Raw genomic sequence first — 18,676 nt, 5'->3', positions numbered from 1 at the left:
GCGTGACATGCGCAACGAGGGAATCGGGTCGTGGCCCGCCCGCCGGGCCCGCAAGACCCCGCACCGCACCGCCCTGATCCACGGCGAGCACACCGTCGACTACGGCACGCTGCACGCCCGCACCACGCGCCTGGCCCACGCCCTGCGCGCCCGGGGCGTGCGCCGCGGCGACCGCGTCGCGTACCTCGGCCCGAACCACCCCTCCTACCTGGAGACCCTGTTCGCGGCCGGCACCCTCGGCGCGGTGTTCGTCCCGCTCAACACCCGCCTCGCCGGACCGGAGATCGCCTACCAGCTCGCCGACTCCGGAGCGAAGGCGCTGGTCCACGGCCCCTCCCACACCGGCCTCGTCGCGGGCCTGCCCGGCGGCACGGACGTCCGGCTCCACCTGGAAACCGGCGCGGAGTACGAGGCGGCCCTCGCCGGGGCGTCCGCCGAGCCGGTCGACGAACCCGTCGGACCCGATGACACCTGCATCATCATGTACACCTCGGGCACGACCGGCCGGCCCAAGGGCGCCATGCTCACCCACGGCAACCTCACCTGGAACGCGGTCAACGTCCTCGTCGACACCGACCTGATCGCCGACGAACGCGCCCTGGTCTCCGCCCCGCTGTTCCACACCGCCGGCCTGAACATGCTGACCCTGCCGGTGCTGCTCAAGGGCGGCACCTGCGTCCTGGTCGAGGCGTTCGACCCGGAGGCCACCCTCGAGATGATCGAACGGCACCGGATCACCTTCATGTTCGGCGTGCCGACCATGTTCGACCAGATGGCCAGGCACCCCCGCTGGCCGGACGCCGACCTGTCCTCGCTGCGCATCCTCACCTGCGGCGGCTCCCCGGTCCCGACCCCGCTGATCGCGACGTACCAGGAGCGCGGCCTGACCTTCCTCCAGGGCTACGGCATGACCGAGGCCGCCCCCGGCACACTGTTCCTGGACGCCGAGCACGCCGTCGGCAAGGCGGGTTCGGCGGGCGTGCCGCACTTCTTCAGCGACGTCCGCGTCGTCCGGCCGGACCTGACCCCGGTCGGCGTCGGGGAGGTCGGCGAGGTCGTGGTGCGCGGACCGCACGTGATGCCCGGCTACTGGGGACTGCCCGAGGAGACGGCCGCGTCCTTCGCCGACGGCTGGTTCCGCAGCGGCGACGCCGCCCAGGTCGACCAGGACGGCTACGTCCACATCGTCGACCGCCTCAAGGACATGATCATCTCCGGTGGCGAGAACGTCTACCCGGCCGAGATCGAGGACCGGCTCCTCGCCCACCCCGGCATCGCCGAGTGCGCGGTGATCGGCGTGCCCGACGACACGTGGGGCGAGGTGCCGCGCGCGGTCGTCGTCCCCCGCGAGGGCGCCGAGCTGGACCCCGACGAGGTGCTCGCCTCGCTCGCCGGGCGCCTCGCCAAGTACAAGATCCCGAAGTCGGTGGTCGTCGCGGACGCCCTCCCGCGCACCGCCTCCGGAAAGCTCCTCAAGTCCCGCGTCCGTACCCGCTACGGCAACCCGTGAGGAACCGCATGAGCATCACCGTCAACGGCCTCGGCGAACTGAAGAAGCTCGCCGGCGGCGACCTCGGCACCAGCGAGTGGATCGAGGTCACGCAGGAGCGCATCGACACCTTCGCCGACGCCACGGGCGACCACCAGTGGATCCACGTCGACCCCGAGCGTGCCAAGGAGGGCCCCTTCGGCGCCCCCATCGCGCACGGCTACCTCACGCTCTCCCTGTTCATCCCGCTCTTCACCGAGCTGCTGGACGTCCGCGGCGTGACGACGAAGGTCAACTACGGTCTGAACAAGGTGCGTTTCCCGTCCCCCGTGACGGTGGGCTCCCGCATCCGCCTGACGGCGCGGCTCACCGAGGTCGAGGACGTGCCGGGCGGTGTGCAGATCACGGTCGAGGGGACCGTCGAGATCGAGGGCGGCGGCAAGCCGGCGGCGGTGCTGCAGAGCCTGTCCCGGTTCTACGCCTGAGGCCGCACCGGCACCAGGTCGAGAAGGCGCTCGGCGGCCGCGCGGGCGAGGGGCGAGAGCCGTTCGTGCACGGTCCGGAACGTCTTCTCGGCCTGCTCCGCCGGCCAGTCGTCCGGCAGGTGCTTCACGGGCAGCCGCGGATCCCGCCGGACGATCCGCAGCCACTCCGTCTGCAGGCGCAGGCGCAGCACCAGCGCGTCGTCGGCGTCCGGCAGGTCGTCCTCCCAGGGCTTCCAGCGCCGCACGAACCCCTCGTAGCCCGCGGCCAGGTCGGACAGCTCCCAGGTCTCCTCGATCATCCGGCCGATGTCCATCCCGGCGTCCGCGTGCGCCCGGAAGATCTTCACGTGGGCGGACAGGCCGAGTTCGGCCACCAGGGCCGACACGTCGATCTCGCCCGGCGCGATCCACAGGCCGTTGAACAGCGGGCCGAAGCCGCTCCAGGTCAGCCGCGAGCGCAGGTCGTGACGCTGGCGCTGCCAGGACTCGGGCAGCGAGAAGCCGAGCAGCGTCCAGGTGCCGTCCCAGTGCCGGTTGACCGCGCCGGTCTGCCAGATGCGCCGCTCGCCGTCGCGCAGCACCGCCTCCGCGCGCCCGGTCAGCCCGAAGTACATCCGGCGGCCCTCGCGCTGCCGGCGCAGCAGGTCCCGGCCGGCCATGCGGGTCAGCGTGGAACGCGTGGCCTGCTCGCCGATGCCGGCCCGGGCGAACACGTCGATGACGCTGCCCGAGTACACGCACACGTCTCGGCCGAGCACCTGGTCGCCCAGGAACGTCAGCATGAGGGACTGGGGCCGCAGCGCCTCTTCACCGGTCACGCGGCCCACCGTACCTCCGCCCCGATCAGTCCGTGACCTGCCCGTACGCCGGGGAGGAACCCGCCACGTCGACGAAGACGGGGTTCGAGTAGAACCACGTGTCCGTCCACGGGCCGCCGTCCCCGGGCGCGTGCGGCACCGGCCCGTGCGGGTCGACGGCGGCGCCCAGGTACCCGGTGCCGTGCCGGTTGCCGTCGCTGCCGCGCAGCCGGACGTAGAACGACTCGGCGCCCGAGGTCAGCGGGGCGCGCAGCGTGCAGGTGCCGGTGCGGCCGGAGACGTCGGCCGTCCGGACGACCCGGGTGCCGGGGGCCTGCCAGCCGTCGCGGTCGGCGGCCGGTCCGCGCACCGCGCCGCGAGGCGCTCGTCACGGTGATGTGCAGGGTCAGCCGCTCGCCCGCCCGTAAGCGCCCGAGCAGCGCGGTCGCCCGCAGGACGCCGCGTCTGCCGGCGCCGGCCGGGGGCGCCGCGCCCGGGTCGTCGTCGTGCGACGTGCACACGGGTGCTCCAGTGAGGACGACTGGGACGACGATGGGAAAGGGGGAGCAACTCAGAGGGCGCGCAGGGTCCAGCTCCAGCGGTGGACACCGGTGGGCACCAGGTAGGAGGCGAAGGTGTCGGGCCCGCACGAGGCCGTGCCCAGGCCGCGGTGCGCCGCGTCGATGTGCACCACGCACCCCGCCCGCGGCACCAGTTCGTCGTGGTGCGCCGCGGCGGCGAGATCGGCCGCGCGGTGCCGTGTCACCGAGACCTGCCGGGGCCGGTCCAGCCGCACCGCGAGGCCGGTGGCGTCCGGCGCGGAGAGCGTGAACCGCCGCACACCGTGCCGCCCGCCGCTCTCCTGCGGCCGCAGATACGGCGTGAACAACTCGTCCACCGGCAGCGCGTGGTGACCGACGGGCGCGCCCGCGGCCCGGTCCGGATACGACTCCCAGGGGCCCTGCCCGAACCACTCCCACAGGGTCAGCCCCGGGACCGTCTCGAACACCGACCCGACCCGGGCCACGTCGTACAGGGTCTCGGGCAGCTCGGCGCACTCCTCCACGAGCAACCCGTCCCCGACCGCCGTGAACACCTGCTCGTGCCGGACGGTCCCGCCCGGGAAGAGGTGGTCGGCGACCACCGCCACCCGGCCGGACTCACGCCGTACGGCCACGACCTCTCGGGTGGGCCGGTCCAGGCCCCAGTCCCGCCAGCGGTCCGCCGTGCCGCCCAGTTCGTCGTTGTCGGTGGGCGCCCGCCACAGGGACAGGGCCGGAGCGGCCGTCAGCAGCGGATGGACCAGCAGCCCGTCCTCGTCGACGTCGACCGCGCGGCCCGCGACCGGTGCGCGCGTCACGGGCGACGCCGCCCGCAGCCGCACCTGGGGCAGGCACACCACGGTGCCGCGCGGCGCCCACGGCTCGTCGCCCGCCGTCGTCACCCGCAGGGTCAGCCACGCCTCCCCGCCGTCCTGCGGCAGCGCGAACGGCAGCGGCACCACCGCCGTCTCACCCGGCCGCAGATCCGGCAGCCCGGCGGGGGCCGTCAGGGTGGGGCCGTCGGCGAGGGACAGCTCCCACTCGCCGGCCAGCCAGTCCAGGCCCCGGAAGTGCTGGTGGTTGCTCAGCACGACGCCCTCGTGCCGGAAGCAGGCGATGCGCACCGGAGCGGCGATCTCCCGGTGCTCGTACAGCACGGGCTTGGGGGTGCGGTCGGGGAAGACGACCCCGTCGGCGATGAAGGCGCCGTCGTGGTCCGTCTCGCCGAAGTCGCCGCCGTACGCCCAGCGGTACCCGGGCGCGGCGACACCGCTGTCGTACAGCCCGGCGCCCGCACGCCCGGCCGGTCTGCCGTCGTTCACACGCTGCAGGATGCCGTGGTCCCAGAACTCCCAGATGAACCCGCCCTGAAGACCCGGGGTGGCCTCGATGGCCGCCCAATGGTCCGCCAGTGTGCCGTTGCTGTTGCCCATGGCGTGCGAGTACTCGCACTGGATCAGCGGCTTGGTCTGCTTCCCCGACAGGGCGTGCGCGACGCACTCCTCCAGCGGCGCGTACATCGGGCAGGCGATGTCGGAGGCCACGTCCGGGTCGGCCCAGCCGAGCCTGGCCGCGCCCTCGTACTGCACCGGCCGGGTCGGGTCGTGCCGGCGCACCCAGCCGGCGGCGGCGTCGTGGTGGGCGCCGTAGTCGGACTCGTTGCCCAGCGACCAGACGACGACGCAGGGGTGGTTCTTGTCGCGCAGCACCATCCGCGCGACCCGGTCGACGAACGCGCCCAGGTAGCGCGGGTCGTCGGCGATCTCGTGCGCGTGGTCGTGCGACTCGATGTCCGCCTCGTCGACCACGTAGAAGCCGAGCTCGTCGGCCAGGTCGTACAGGGCCGGGTCGTTCGGGTAGTGCGCGGTGCGGATCGCGTTGAAGCCGAACCGCTTCAGCAGGACGAGGTCCGCGCGCATGTCGTCGTACGACACCGTCCGGCCGGTCAGCGGATGGAAGTCGTGCCGGTTGACGCCCCGGATGAACACCCGCTCGCCGTTGACCAGCAGGTCACGGCCGCTGATCTCGACGTCCCGGAAACCGACCCGGTGCCGGGAGGTGTCGGCGACGGAGCCGTCGGCGCGGTGCAGGCGGACGGTCAGCCCGTACAGCTCGGGCGTCTCGGCGTTCCAGGTGCGCACGTCCGGCACGGTGGCACGCAGCCGTGCCTCGCCGAGGAAGGCGGAGACCCGCTCGTCCTCGGCGTTGGCCCGGTCGAACTCCGCGTCCCGCGTGAGCGGGTGCCCGTCCAGCTCCCCGCTGACGTACCAGCCCCCGGGCAGCGCCCCGGCCGCGTCCCGCACCCGGCAGTCCACCCGCAGGTCCCCGTCCCGCCGGGCCCGCACGGTCACGTCCGCCAGGTGCAGCGGGCCGGTCGCGTACAGCAGCACCGAGCGGGTGATCCCGCCGTGCCACCACTGGTCCTGGTCCTCGATGTGCGAGGCGTCGGACCACTTGACGACGGTCAGGCGCAGCACGGCCCGCTCGCCGGGGCGGACCAGGTCCGTCAGGTCGAACTCGGCGGCCAGGTGGGAGTCCTTGGAGATCCCGGCCGGGTGCCCGTCCACGTGCACCAGCAGCACGCTCTCGGCGGCCCCGACCTGGAGCACGATCCGCCGGCCCGCCCACGCGGCCGGCACCTCGACGTCACGCTCGTACACCCCGGTCGGGTTGCCGGCCGGCACGTCCGGCGGGAACTCGTCGAAGGGCATGCGGACGTTGAGGTACCGCGGGAGGTCGTCCGTGTCCTGCAGCGTCCAGACACCCGGGACGTACGACGAGGACCAGACCTCCCCGGGCGGCGCGCCGGGCGCGGGCAGCAACTGGAAGCGCCAGTCGCCGTCGAGGCGGACGGCCCCGGGGCGCCGGTCCACGGCGTGCATCGGCAGCCGCCGCCAGGAGGTCACCTCGGGCGCGTGCCAGGGGCGCAGCGCCAGCAGCGGGTCGCTCGTCATCCGCGCACGGCTCCCTTCGCGAGGTCGCCGATGATCTGCCGGGCGCCGATGGCGAAGACGATCAGCAGGGGGACGAGCGCGAGCAGCGCGCCGGTCATCACCATGCCGTAGTCGGTCGTGCCGTGGGTGCCGTTGAGCTGGGACAGCGCGACCTGCAAGGTCACGTTGTCCGGATCGGTGAGCGCGATCAGCGGCCAGGCGTAGTCGTTCCACTGGCCCATGAAGGTGAAGATGCCGAGGAACGCCAGGCCCGGGCGGACCACCGGCAGCGCCACGTGCCAGTACTGGCGCAGGAACCCGGCCCCGTCGAGCCTGGAGGCGTCGATGAGTTCGTCGTGGATGGCGCTCTTCATGTACTGGCGCATCCAGAAGATGCCGAACGCGTTGGCCGCCGCCGGCACGATCAGCGAGGTCATCGACCCGATCCAGCCCAGCTTCGCCATGATCACGAACTGCGGGATGGCCTGCAGCTGCATCGGCACCATGAAGATGAGCATCAGCAGCGCGAACAGCACCCGCTTGCCGGGGAAGGCGAACTTGGCGAAGACGAACGCCGCGAGCGAGTCGAAGAAGAGCACCAGCGCCGTGACGGACACGGCGACGAGCAGCGAGTTGAGCATCGAGCCGAAGAAGTCGACGGTGCCGAAGAGGTTGCGGACGTTCTCCGTGAAGTGCGAGCCCGGCAGCAGCTTCGGCGGGTAGGAGAAGATCTCGGTCGACGTGTGCGTCGACATCACGACCGCCCAGTAGAACGGGAAGGCCGACAGCAGCAGGCCGCACACGAGGACCGCGTGCAGCGCGAAGCCCCGGCCGCGCTGACCCTTGAGGGATGCCATGGTGACCCTGCCTTCCTAGTCTTCGCCCCGGCGCCGCACCAGGCGCCAGTTGATGATCGAGAAGAGGACGACGACGAGGAAGATGCCCCAGGCCACGGCGGCGCCGTAGCCGAAGTCGTTGTTGTCGAACGTCTGCTGGAAGAAGTAGAGGACCATCGTCCGGCCGGCGTGGTCGGGGCCGCCCGAGAACGTGGACTCGTTCGCCGTGGTCTGCAGCAGCACCTGCGGCTCGGCGAAGCTCTGCAGCCCGGTGACCGTCGAGACGACGAGCACGAACAGCAGGGTCGGCCGCAGCAGCGGCAGCGTGACCCGGAAGAAGGTCTGCGCCGGCCCGGCGCCGTCGATCCGCGCCGCCTCGTACATCTCGCCCGGGATCGTCTGCAGGCCCGCCAGGAAGATGATCGCGTTGTAGCCGGTCCACTGCCAGGTCATCAGCGTCGCGATGGCGACCTTGATGCCCCACGGCGTGTTCAGCCAGGCCACCTGGTCCAGTCCGACCGCCTGCAACAGGGCGTTCATCAGGCCGAAGTTCGTAGAGAACACCGAGCCGAAGACGATCGCGACGGCGACGATCGAGGTGACGTTGGGCAGGAAGTACGCGAACCGGTAGACGTTCTTGAAGCGCACCGCGGAGTTGAGCATCACGGCCGTCACCATCGCCAGGAAGATCATGGGGAAGGTGGCCAGCGCCCAGATGACCAGCGTGTTGCCGATGGAGCTCCAGAAGTCGGTGTCGCCGATCAGGTAGCGGAACTGCGCCAGGCCCGCCCACTCCATCGCGCCCAGCCCGTCCCAGCGGTGGAAGGACAGGTAGAGCGAGAAGCCGACGGGGACCAGACCGAAGCAGAGGAAGAGGAGGTAGAACGGGGAGATCGCGGCGTACAGCCGCCAGTGGCTCAGGACGCCCTTCCTCCGGTGGACGGCCGGGGCCGTGGCCGCCGGGGGCTCGTCGAGCGCGGGAACGGTGGCCATCAGTACGTCACCCCCAGGTGGTCCGCGATGCGCCGGCACTTGCCCATGGCGTCCCTCCAGGCCTTCGCCGGGTCCTTGCCGAGGACGCCGACGTTCTTGATCTCGTCGCGGACGGGCTGCCCGAGCGCGATGTCGTACGGGCTGTTGTAGGCCACCGGGATCCTCTCGGCCGCCGGGCCGTAGACGTCCATGGTGATCTGGCCGCCGAAGAACGGGTCCGGCTCGCGCAGCTTGCTCATCGCGTACGAGGCCGGGGTCGACGGGAAGAGGCCCGCGTCGACGAAGCCCTGGGCCTGGTTGTCCGCGTCGAGCATCCAGGTGATGATCTCGAAGGCACGCTCGGGCTCCCGGCACGCCTTCGTGATCGCCAGGAACGAGCCGCCGACGTTGGACGGGCCGCCCGGGCAGTCGGCCACCCGCCACCGGCCCTTCGTCCTCGGCAGGCCGAGCTTGAGGTCGCCGGCGGCCCAGGAGGCGTTGAGCTGGCTGGGCAGCAGTCCCCGCTCGGCGGCCGAGTTCCAGTCCGGGGTGCCGCTGACGATGTCCGACACGAGTCCGCGCCGCTTGGCCTCGACGGCCCGGTCCCAGCAGGCACGGACGTGCGCGCCGTCCCCGATGAAGTTCCGCTCCCTGTCGACGAACCGGGTGGTGCCCTGCCCGAGCGACATCTCGAAGACGCTGCCCACGTCGGTGAGCAGGAACGACCCGGGCACCCGCTTCCTCAGCCGCTCGCCCGCGGCGAAGAACCTCTCCCACGTGCCCAGCTCCCGGGAGACGTCGGCCGGCGCGTACGGCAGTCCGGCCCTCTCGAAGACGGCCGGCTGGTAGTAGTGCACGACCGGGCCCACGTCGATGGGGAAACCGACCAGGCTGCCGTCGTCGGCGACGCCCTGCTGCCATTTCCAGTCCAGGTACCGGCTCTTGAGCTTCCCGGCACCCAGGGTCCTCAGGTCCACGAACTGGTCGGCGTTCGGCAGGTAGGAGGCCATGTCCTCGCCCTTGAGTCCCGCGATGTCGGGGATGTGGGCCCGGCCGGCCAGGGTGGTGATCAGCTTGGAGCGGTAGTAGCCGCCGATCTGCTGGGCCTTGAGGTCGACGTCCTCGCCGTAGCGGGCCTTGGCGTTCTTGACGACGGTGTCGCTCAGCCCGCCGCTCCAGTACCACAGGACCATGGTCCGGCCCGTCGAGCCGGCCGGAACGGCGCACCCGGTCGCCAGGCCGCCCAGCGCCGTGGCGGCCGTACCGGCCAGGCCCGCGCGCAGCAGGCCTCTTCGTGAGAGCCGCACAGCTCCCACCGCCTTTCGGATCTGTTCGTGACTTCGCTTGAGAAGGGACACACAAGGGCGTGGGGGGAGTCAGTGCCGCCGTGCGGGAGGCGTGACGGGGGCGTACGCGACCGGCGGCCCGGGGTCCTCGGGGAGCCGGTCCGCGAGGAAGCCGTACGTCCGCCTGAGCGCGGGGTCCGTCAGCGAGCGCCACCAGCGGTCGACGCCGTACCAGCCCGGGGCGGCCAGCGCCCCGCCGTGGTGGCGGACCGACAGCCCGGCGGCGAGGACCGCGAAGCGCAGCCGCTCCTCCAGCGGCCAGCCGCCGAGCGAGGCCGCGACGAAAGACGCGCCGAAGACGTCACCGGCGCCGGTCGCGTCCAGGGCGTCGACGCCGAGGGCGGGGACCTCCGCGTACTCGCCGGTGAGCTGGTCGACGGCGAGCGCGCCGTCCCGGCCGCGGGTCACCACCGCCACCGGCACCCGCTCGGACAGGACGCCGAGCGCCGCCGCCGGGGTGCCGGTGCGGGTGTAGGCCATCGCCTCGGTCTCGTTGGGCAGGAAGGCGTGGCACAGGGCGAGCTGGTCCAGCAGGTCCCGTGACCACTCCTGGGTGGGGTCCCAGCCGACGTCGGCGTAGATGCGGGTGCCGTTCGCCGCGGCCTTGGCCGTCCACGCGCGCGGCTCGGCCTCCAGGTGGACCAGGGCGGTGCGCGCCGGGGGCGGGTCGCCCATCAGCGCGTCCTGCGAGAACGGCGGTTCCTGGCCGTGGGTGAGCAGGGCCCGGTCGCCGCCGTACGCGACGGAGACGGTGACCGGGGTCGGCCAGCCGTCCGCCGTGCGGGAGAGCGAGAGGTCGACGCCCTCCTGGCCGGCGAGGACGTCCCGGCAGTACGCGCCGTAGAAGTCGTCGCCGAACGCCGTGGCGAGCGAGGTGCGCAGGCCGAAGCGGGCGGCGGCCACGGCGAGGTTCGCGATGCCGCCCGGGCCGCAGCCCATGCCCTTCGTCCAGAGCTCCTCGCCCGGGGTCGGCGGCTTGTCCAGGCCCGTGAGCACGAGGTCGTAGAAGAGCAGCCCGGTCAGCAGCACATCGGGCCGGTCGTCGTCCTCCACGGAGGCGTCCTCTCGCTGGGGGTCTCGACGGAGATCGTCAAAACCCTTCATTTCCGTGAGCGGAATCGTGCGCCGCTCCACGAGATTGGTCAATACCTGCGCAGAAATGAGCATGGCGATGATTGGAGATGACGAGTAATGTGCACGACGTGCTGGCAGAACGACGACACCAACTCATCCTGCGGGCCCTGCGCTCGGGCGGCCCCGCAGCCGTGACCGACCTCTCCGAGCAGCTGGGCGTGAGCCCGGCCACCATCAGGCGCGACCTGGTGAAACTGGAGGAGGACGGCCTGCTGACCCGAGTCCACGGCGGCGCCGTGGTCGAGGAGGGCGACCAGCCCTTCGCCGAGGTCGCCGAGGTGCGCGTCGCCGAGAAGGACGCCATAGCCGAGCGCGCCGCGGCCATGATCGGCGACGGCCAGTCGGTGCTGCTGGACATCGGGACGACCGCCTACCGCCTGGCCCGGCAGCTGCACGGCCGCCGGCTCACCGTCATCACCAGCAACCTGGTCGTCTACGAGGAACTCGCCGACGACGAGGGCATCGAGCTGGTCCTGCTCGGCGGCATGGTCCGGCGCGAGTACCGCTCCCTGGTCGGCTTCCTCACCGAGGACAACCTGCGCCAGCTGCACGCCGACTGGCTGTTCCTCGGCACCAGCGGAGTGCGGCCCGGCGGCCAGGTCATGGACACCACGGTCGTGGAGGTGCCGGTCAAGCGGGCCATGATCCGGGCCGGGGAGAAGGTCGTGCTACTCGCCGACGCGGCGAAGTTCCCCGGGCACGGCATGGCGAAGGTCTGCGGTCCCGAGGACCTGGACGTGGTGGTGACGAACGAGCCGCCGGACGCGGCGACGCGTGCCTCCCTGGAGGAGGCGGGCGTCGAGGTCGTCGTGGTGGGAAGGGTCCAGGAGTGAACCCCTCCCCGGCCGAGGCGGGAGGGCCGCCCACCCGGGCCGCCCGGCCCCCCGGCGCGCGGCGGGGTCGCACGCCCTGGGCCGCCGGGCCCGAGCGGGCCCGGCACGGAACGAAGCGAACGAGGCGGCGTGTGCCCGGTGCCCCCGGCGCGCCGCGCGCAGCCTACGGAGTCGGAGGAACCCGGTGAAACTGACGATTCTGGGCGGCGGAGGTTTCCGCGTCCCCCTGGTGTACGGGGCGCTCCTCGACGACCACGCCGAGGGCCGGGTGACGCACGTCGTCCTGCACGATCTGGACGCCGGACGGCTGTCGGCGGTGACCCGGGTCCTCGCCGAGCAGGCGGCCGGCGTCCCCGACGCGCCCGGGGTGAGCGCCACCACCGATCTCGACGAGGCGCTGCGCGGCGCCGACTTCGTGTTCTCCGCGATCCGCGTCGGCGGCCTGGAGGGCCGCGCCGCCGACGAGCGCGTGGCCCTGGCCGAGGGCGTCCTCGGCCAGGAGACGGTCGGCGCGGGCGGCATCGCCTACGGGCTGCGCACGGTGCCGGTCGCCGTCGACATCGCCCGGCGGGTGGCCCGGCTCGCGCCCGAGGCGTGGGTCATCAACTTCACCAACCCGGCCGGCCTGGTCACCGAGGCCATGTCCCGCCACCTCGGCGACCGCGTCATCGGCATCTGCGACTCCCCGGTCGGCCTCGGCCGCCGCATCGCCCGTGTGCTCGGCGCGAACCCCAAGGAGGCGTGGATCGACTACGTCGGCCTCAACCACCTCGGCTGGGTGCGCGGCCTGCGCGTCGCCGGCCGGGACGAACTCCCGCGCCTGCTCGCCGACCCCGCCCTGCTCGGCTCCTTCGAGGAGGGCAGGCTCTTCGGCGCCGACTGGCTGCGCTCCCTGGGCGCGGTCCCCAACGAGTACCTGCACTACTACTACTTCAACCGCGAGGCCGTCCGCGCCTACCAGCAGGCCGAGAAGACCCGCGGCGCCTTCCTGCGCGAGCAGCAGGCCCGTTTCTACGCCGAGATGCGCGACCCCGACGCCCCCGCGTGGAAGGTCTGGGACGACACCCGCGCCGAGCGCGAGGCCACCTACATGGCCGAGAACCGCGAGACGGCGGGCGCCGGCGAACGCGACGAGGACGACCTGTCCGGCGGCTACGAGAAGGTGGCCCTGGCGCTCATGCGGGCCATCGCCCGGGACGAGCGCACCACCCTCATCCTCAACGTCCGCAACCGGCACACCCTGTCCGTCCTCGACACGGACGCCGTCATCGAGGTGCCCTGCCTCGTCGACGCCAACGGCGCCCACCCCGTCGCCGTCGACCCGCTGCCCGGGCACGCCACCGGGCTGGTCTGCTCCGTCAAGGCCGTCGAGCGCGAGGTCCTGGCCGCGGCCGGCTCCGGCTCCCGCGCCACCGCCGTGAAGGCCTTCGCGCTGCACCCGCTCGTCGACTCCGTGGCCGTGGCCCGCCGGCTGGTCGAGGGCTACACCGAGGTGCATCCCGGGCTCGCGTACCTTAGGTGAGCGCCGCCCAGTAAGCGCTTTCCCGCCTGCTCCTCCCGCCCCCTGGAGACCCGCCCATGCACGACGAAAGCCGCCGGATCGAAGAGCGCGTCCAGCGCCTCCACGACCAGCGCATCAAGACCGCGATCCACTCGGCCACCGTCCCCTTCCAGGTGGAGGCCTGGCAGGCCCCGGGCGAACCGGTGCCCTTCGAGGAGGCGGCCGCGGCGTCCTACGAGCCGTTCACCATGGGCACCCCGTGGGGCCCGCCCTGGGGCACCACCTGGTTCCGCATGCGCGGGCGGGTGCCCGAGGAGTGGGCGGGCAAGCGCGTCGAGGCCGTCATCGACCTCGGCTTCACCGGCGACTGGCCCGGCAACCAGGCCGAAGCCCTGGTCCACCGCACCGACGGCACCCCGCTGAAGGCCGTCAACCCGCTCAACCAGTACGTGGCGATCGCCAACCCCGCGCGGGGCGGTGAGACGGTCGACTACCTCGTCGAGGCCGCCTCCAACCCGGACATCCTCGCCGACGACTTCGCCAGGCCCACCCCCCTGGGCGACAAGCGCACCGCGGGCGACCGGCCCCTCTACACCTTCCGCAGCGCCGACATCGCCGTCCTGGACGAGCAGGTCTGGCACCTCGACCTCGACGTCCAGGTCCTGCGGGAGCTGATGCTGGAACTCGGCGCGCACGACCCGCGCCGGCACGAGATCGCGCACGCCCTCGACCGGGCGATGGACCTGCTCGACCTCGACGACGTCTCCGGCTCGGCCGCCGCCGTGCGCGAGGCACTGAAGCCGGTGCTGTCCAAGCCCGCGCACGCCAGCGCCCACACCGTCTCCGGCGTCGGCCACGCCCACATCGACTCCGCCTGGCTCTGGCCGATCCGCGAGACCAAGCGCAAGACGTCCCGCACCTTCTCCAACGTGACGTCGCTGGCCGACGAGTACGAGGACTTCGTCTTCGCCTGCTCCCAGGCCCAGCAGTACGAGTGGGTGCGCGACCACTACCCCAAGGTCTGGGCCCGCATCCAGGAGTCGGTGAAGAAGGGACAGTGGGTGCCGGTCGGCGGCATGTGGGTCGAGTCCGACGGCAACCTGCCCGGCGGCGAGGCGGTCGCCCGCCAGTTCGTGCACGGCAAGCGGTTCTTCATGGACCACTTCGGCATCGAGACCAAGGGCGTCTGGCTGCCGGACTCCTTCGGCTACAACGCGGCCTACCCGCAGATCGCCAGGCTCGCCGGCAACGAGTGGTTCCTCACCCAGAAGATCTCCTGGAACCAGACCAACACGTTCCCCCACCACACCTTCTGGTGGGAGGGCATCGACGGCACCCGCATCTTCACGCACTTCCCGCCGGTCGACACCTACAACGCCCGCTTCAGCGGCGAGGAGATGTCCCGCGCGGTCCGCAACTACCGGGAGAAGGGCGGCGCCTCCCGCTCCCTGGCCCCCTTCGGCTGGGGCGACGGCGGCGGCGGCCCCACCCGCGAGATCATGGAACGCGCCCGCCGGCTGGCCGACCTGGAGGGCTCCCCCAAGGTCGTCGTCGAACACCCCGACGACTTCTTCGCCAAGGCCCGCGCGGAGTACCCGGACGCGCCCGTGTGGGTCGGCGAGCTCTACCTGGAGCTGCACCGCGCCACCTACACCTCCCAGGCCCGCACCAAGCAGGGCAACCGCCGCTCCGAACACCTGCTGCGCGAGGCCGAGCTGTGGGCGACCACGGCCGCGCTGCACGCGCCGGGCTACGCCTACCCGTACGAGAAGCTGGACCGGCTGTGGAAGACGGTGCTGCTGCACCAGTTCCACGACATCCTGCCCGGCTCCTCCATCGCCTGGGTGCACCGCGAGGCGGAGGCCGAGTACGCGCGCGTGGCCGGGGAACTGCACGCGCTGACCGCCGAGGCGGTGGCCGCGCTCGGCGCGGGCGGACCGCGCGTGTTCAACGCCGGACCCTGCGACCGCGCCGAAGTGATCCGCACCGCCGACGGCGCACCGGTGTACGTGGACGTGCCCGCGAACGGCTCCGCGCCCCTCACCGCGGCCCAGCCGCCCCACCCCGTGACGGTGGACGGCCTCACCCTCGCCAACGGACTGGTCCGTGTCGAGGTCGCCGAGGACGGCACCCTCGCGTCGGTGTACGACCTGCGCGCCGGCCGCGAGGTCCTCGCCGAGCCGGGCAACCTGCTGCGCCTGCACACCGACCTGCCCAACCACTGGGACGCCTGGGACATCGACAAGCACTACAAGAACCGCTACACCGACCTCCTCGACGCCTCCGCCGTCACCGTCGTCGAACAGGACCCGCTGCTCGGCGCCATCCGCGTCGAACGGGACTTCGGCCAGGGGTCGAAGATCACCCAGACGATCACCCTGCGCGCCGGCAGTCCCCGCATCGACATCGAGACCGACCTCGACTGGCACGAGACCGAGAAGATCCTCAAGGCGGCCTTCCCGGTCGACATCCGCGCCGCGCACTCCTCCGCCGAGATCCAGTTCGGCCACGTCCAGCGCCCCACCCACACCAACACCAGCTGGGAGGCGGCCCGTTTCGAGGTCTCCGGCCACCGCTGGGTGCACATCGGCGAACCCGGCTACGGCGTCGCCGTCGTCAACGACTCCACCTACGGGCACGACGTCTCCCGCACCGTCCGCGAGGACGGCGGAACCACCACCACCGTCCGCCTCAGCCTGGTCCGCGCCCCGCGCATCCCGGACCCCGAGGCCGACCAGGGCCGCCACCGCTTCACCTACGCGCTGCTGCCCGGCGCGCGCATCGAGGACGCCGTCGCCGAGGGCTACGCCCTGAACCTCCCGCTCCGCGTGGCCGACGCGGCGGGCGCCCCGGAACCTGTCGTGTCCGTCGAGGGCGAGGGCGTCACCGTGGAGGCGGTCAAGCTCGCCGACGACACCTCGGGCGACGTCGTCGTCCGGCTCTACGAGTCCCGCGGCGGCCGCGCCACCGGCGTCCTGCGCACCGGGTTCCCGCTGGCCGGGGCGCAGATCACCGACCTGCTGGAGCGCCCGCTGCAGGACGCGGACCTCACCGGCGACGGGGTCGCCGTCGCGCTGCGGCCGTTCCAGATCCTGACCCTCCGCCTGCGCAGGAGCTGACCGGCATGGCCGTGCAACCGTGGTTCACCGACGCCAAGCTCGGCATCTTCGTCCACTGGGGCGTCTACGCCGTCGACGGCGTCCAGGAGTCCTGGTCGTTCTACGACGACCTCGTCCCCTACGACCGGTACATGTCCCAGCTCGACCGGTTCACGGCCGCGCGCTACGACCCGCGCGACTGGGCGAGGCTGTTCGCCAGGGCCGGGGCGAAGTACGCCGTGCTGACCAGCCGCCACCACGACGGGATCGCCCTGTGGGACACCGCCCACGGCGACCTGAACGTGGGCCGCGACCTGATCGGCGGCTACGCCGACGCCCTGCGCGAGCAGGGCCTCAAGGTCGGCCTCTACTACTCCCACTCCGACTGGAGCCACCCCGACTACGCCTCCACCCGCAAGCCGGGCCGCCCGCCGGAGCTGGCGGACAACCGCTACTCGGAGGTCGCCGCCGAGGACGAGGACCTCGCCGCCTGGGAGCGGTATCTGGCCTACCGCGACGGCCAGATACGGGAACTCACCAGCCGCTACCGGCCCGACCTGATGTGGTTCGACGGCGAGTGGGACCGCAGCGAGGAGCAGTGGCGCATCCGCGAACTGGCCGCTCTCATCCGCTCGGAGGTGCCGGACGTCGTCTTCAACGCCCGCATGCTCGGCGAGGGCGACTACGCCACCCCCGAACAGGGCGCTCCGGTCGTCCCGCCGGACGGGCCGTGGGAGCTGTGCCTGACGATCAACGACTCCTGGGGCCACCAGCACCACGACCGCCACCACAAGTCGGTCGACCAGCTGATCCGCTACTTCACCGAGACCATCGGCGGCGGGGGCAACCTGCTCCTCAGCGTCGGCCCGCGCGAGGACGGCACGATCACGCCCGAGCAGCGGGAGCGGCTGGAGGGTCTCGGCGACTGGATCGCCCGGCACGAGCAGGCCGTGTACGGCACCGAACGCGGGCTGCCGCCCGGCCACCACTACGGGCCGAGCACCCTCTCCCAGGACCGCCGCACCCTCTACCTGATCCTCTTCGACGCCCCGCGCGCCGCGCTCAACGTCCGGGGCCTGCTCAACGGGGTCCGCCGGGTCTCGGTCCTGGGCAGCGGCAGGGAACTCGCCCACGAGGTCACCGGAGGCCTCCACGAGACCCCCGGCGTCCTGTGGATCCAGCCCCCCGCCGCGGCCGACCTCGACCCGCACGCCACCGTGCTGGCCCTCGAACTGGAAGGGGAACTGGAGCTGTACCGCGGCGCCGGCCGGTTCTGACGCAGATGCAGGCAGGACCGCCCGCAGGGCCGGTCCGGACCTGGCACCGCCCCCACGCCCGAGGAGACCGGCACAGGCGTGGGGATGCCGCGTGGAGCGGTCAGAGAGGCAGAGCCTGAGCGGCGGTGGCCGGTGCGGGCGCCACGGGGCCGACCGGGTCGACCGGCACCGCCGGCAGCGGCTCCGCCTGTGCCTGTGCCTGCGCCTCGGGACGCTGCTGCGGCAGCGACACCGGCCGCAGCGGACGCGGCCCCGACACCACCGTGTAGTCCTGCCCGAGGAACGGCGGGACCACCTCGCCCGGGTCCTCGCCCAGCGCCAACTGCACGGCGGCCCACGGGGCGTTCACACCGCACAGGGACAGCTGGTGCAGCCCACCGGCCGGACGCGTGTTGACGTCCATCAGGACCGGCCGGTCGCCGAACATCCGGAACTGGATGTTCGACAGGTAGTGCAGACCGAAGCCCTCGGCGATCCGCCGTGCCGGGTCCAGCCACTGCTCGTCCAGCGTGAAGCCGCGGCGGCGGCCGTTCTTCGTGCGGCCGACGGCCAGCCGGATCCGGTTGTCCGTGCCGGTCAGGCAGTCCACCGACACCTCGGGCTGCTCCAGACGCGGCATCACCAGCCAGTCGACCGGCTCCTCGGCCTGCCGCAGCGCCTCCAGTACCAGGTCGAGGGGCACGTACGGGCTCGGGAACCCGTTCAGGTGCACCATCGAGAAGGGCGAGCGGGTGATCACGCGGAAGCCGACCCCGCCCGCCCCCGACGCCGGCTTGAAGCACGCCTTGTGCCCGGCGGCCTCCAGCTCCTCGACGGCGGCGATCAGTTCCTCGGCCGAGCGGACCCGCCACCACGGCGGCACCGGCACCCCGATCGCCTGGACCGCCTCGTACGCGATCACCTTGTCGTGGAAGACCGCCACCGCCTCGGGCGGCGGCGCCAGCACCGCCGTACCGGCCGCCTCGAACTCGGCGCGGTGCGCCACGATCGCCGACTGGTGCAGCCGGGGCACGAACACGTCGATCCCGCGCCGCGCGCACTGGTCCAGCGCGTACTCGACGTACCCGGCCGGGGACAGGCCCTCGGGCTCCAGCTCGGCCGTGTCGGCGGCGGCCAGCACGGGGGAGTCGGGGTCGCCGTGGGTGGCATGGATCTCGACGGCCCGGTCGCTGGGATTTCTCCGCAGCTGATCCATGAAGAACACGTTCTCCGCGTACGTGCGGTTGAGCCAGACGCGTACGCGAGAGACCATGCAGGCCGCCTTTCACGGTTCGCGGGCAGGGCGCAGCAGCCCGTGCCCGGGCAGGATGAATGGAGGGACACCAAACCGCCCCTGTGAAAGGGAAGTTTCGTAGCGGTGGTGTTGGGGCAGATCATACGGCTTCGGCGGGCCGTCGCGTGCAACGCGCGTGTTACGGATTCCCGGGGCCGCC

At 72.5% G+C, this 18,676-nt stretch carries 13 protein-coding genes and 1 pseudogene; 6 read left to right on the top strand and 8 right to left on the bottom strand.

Annotated features, from left to right (window positions below):
* Positions 1 to 7 precede the first annotated feature (7 nt).
* Both menE and ACF07N_RS21620 read left to right on the top strand, forming a co-directional pair.
* Complete coding sequence (gene menE, locus ACF07N_RS21625; RefSeq protein WP_392115290.1) at positions 8 to 1,510, top strand: o-succinylbenzoate--CoA ligase; 1,503 nt, start codon at positions 8 to 10, stop codon at positions 1,508 to 1,510.
* 8 nt (positions 1,511 to 1,518) lie between these two features.
* Positions 1,519 to 1,974 (top strand): MaoC family dehydratase, encoded by a 456-nt coding sequence (locus ACF07N_RS21620; RefSeq protein WP_392115287.1) that lies wholly within the window; start codon positions 1,519 to 1,521, stop codon positions 1,972 to 1,974.
* On the opposite strand, the gene ACF07N_RS21615 is transcribed toward ACF07N_RS21620, so the two are convergent.
* The 7 genes and pseudogenes from ACF07N_RS21615 to ACF07N_RS21585 form a co-directional block, all read right to left on the bottom strand.
* The gene (locus ACF07N_RS21615; protein ID WP_392115283.1) at positions 1,965 to 2,792 is read right to left on the bottom strand and encodes a PaaX family transcriptional regulator C-terminal domain-containing protein; all 828 of its coding nucleotides are present in this window, start codon (positions 2,790 to 2,792) and stop codon (positions 1,965 to 1,967) included. The two genes, ACF07N_RS21620 and ACF07N_RS21615, sit on opposite strands and share 10 nt — an antisense overlap.
* Before the next feature lie 25 nt (positions 2,793 to 2,817).
* Positions 2,818 to 3,310, bottom strand: a pseudogene (locus ACF07N_RS21610) (hypothetical protein); the annotation flags it as partial.
* Positions 3,311 to 3,342: 32 nt separating this feature from the next.
* Positions 3,343 to 6,267 carry a glycoside hydrolase family 2 TIM barrel-domain containing protein gene (locus ACF07N_RS21605; protein WP_392115280.1) on the bottom strand — a complete coding sequence of 975 codons (2,925 nt, stop codon included), beginning with the start codon at positions 6,265 to 6,267 and terminating at the stop codon, positions 3,343 to 3,345.
* The gene (locus ACF07N_RS21600) at positions 6,264 to 7,103 is read right to left on the bottom strand and encodes a carbohydrate ABC transporter permease (RefSeq protein WP_392115277.1); all 840 of its coding nucleotides are present in this window, start codon (positions 7,101 to 7,103) and stop codon (positions 6,264 to 6,266) included. Before ACF07N_RS21600 ends, ACF07N_RS21605 begins: the two co-directional genes overlap by 4 nt.
* A 15-nt stretch (positions 7,104 to 7,118) precedes the next feature.
* Positions 7,119 to 8,075, bottom strand: coding sequence for a carbohydrate ABC transporter permease (locus ACF07N_RS21595; RefSeq protein ID WP_392115274.1), 957 nt, complete (start codon positions 8,073 to 8,075; stop codon positions 7,119 to 7,121).
* Positions 8,075 to 9,361 (bottom strand): ABC transporter substrate-binding protein, encoded by a 1,287-nt coding sequence (locus tag ACF07N_RS21590; protein WP_392115271.1) that lies wholly within the window; start codon positions 9,359 to 9,361, stop codon positions 8,075 to 8,077. The genes ACF07N_RS21595 and ACF07N_RS21590 overlap by 1 nt, the downstream gene beginning before the upstream one ends.
* 69 nt (positions 9,362 to 9,430) lie before the next feature.
* Positions 9,431 to 10,504 (bottom strand): carbohydrate kinase family protein, encoded by a 1,074-nt coding sequence (locus tag ACF07N_RS21585; protein WP_383338932.1) that lies wholly within the window; start codon positions 10,502 to 10,504, stop codon positions 9,431 to 9,433.
* 98 nt (positions 10,505 to 10,602) lie between these two features.
* Between ACF07N_RS21585 and ACF07N_RS21580 the strand changes: the two genes are divergently transcribed.
* From ACF07N_RS21580 to ACF07N_RS21565, 4 genes are all read left to right on the top strand, one after another.
* A complete protein-coding gene (locus ACF07N_RS21580) occupies positions 10,603 to 11,367 on the top strand; it encodes a DeoR/GlpR family DNA-binding transcription regulator (protein ID WP_383321397.1) in 765 nt (254 codons plus the stop codon).
* 184 nt (positions 11,368 to 11,551) lie between these two features.
* Positions 11,552 to 12,889, top strand: a complete 1,338-nt coding sequence (locus ACF07N_RS21575) for a 6-phospho-beta-glucosidase (protein ID WP_392115267.1) — start codon at positions 11,552 to 11,554, stop codon at positions 12,887 to 12,889.
* Positions 12,890 to 12,945: 56 nt separating this feature from the next.
* Positions 12,946 to 15,987, top strand: a complete 3,042-nt coding sequence (locus ACF07N_RS21570; RefSeq protein ID WP_392115264.1) for an alpha-mannosidase — start codon at positions 12,946 to 12,948, stop codon at positions 15,985 to 15,987.
* Between the two features lie 5 nt (positions 15,988 to 15,992).
* Entirely contained in the window at positions 15,993 to 17,243 is a 1,251-nt protein-coding gene (locus ACF07N_RS21565; protein ID WP_392115261.1) for an alpha-L-fucosidase, read from the top strand.
* A 100-nt stretch (positions 17,244 to 17,343) separates the two neighbouring features.
* Here the strand turns inward: ACF07N_RS21565 and ACF07N_RS21560 are convergent, their stop codons facing one another.
* The gene (locus ACF07N_RS21560) at positions 17,344 to 18,495 is read right to left on the bottom strand and encodes an ATP-grasp domain-containing protein (RefSeq protein WP_392115258.1); all 1,152 of its coding nucleotides are present in this window, start codon (positions 18,493 to 18,495) and stop codon (positions 17,344 to 17,346) included.
* Positions 18,496 to 18,676 lie beyond the last annotated feature (181 nt).

The sequence above is a fragment of the Streptomyces sp. NPDC015242 genome (assembly GCF_043079125.1).
In the GTDB taxonomy this organism is placed as follows: domain Bacteria; phylum Actinomycetota; class Actinomycetes; order Streptomycetales; family Streptomycetaceae; genus Streptomyces.
Note: the sequence above shows the minus strand (reverse complement) of the source record. Positions and strands in the feature narration are given on the sequence as shown.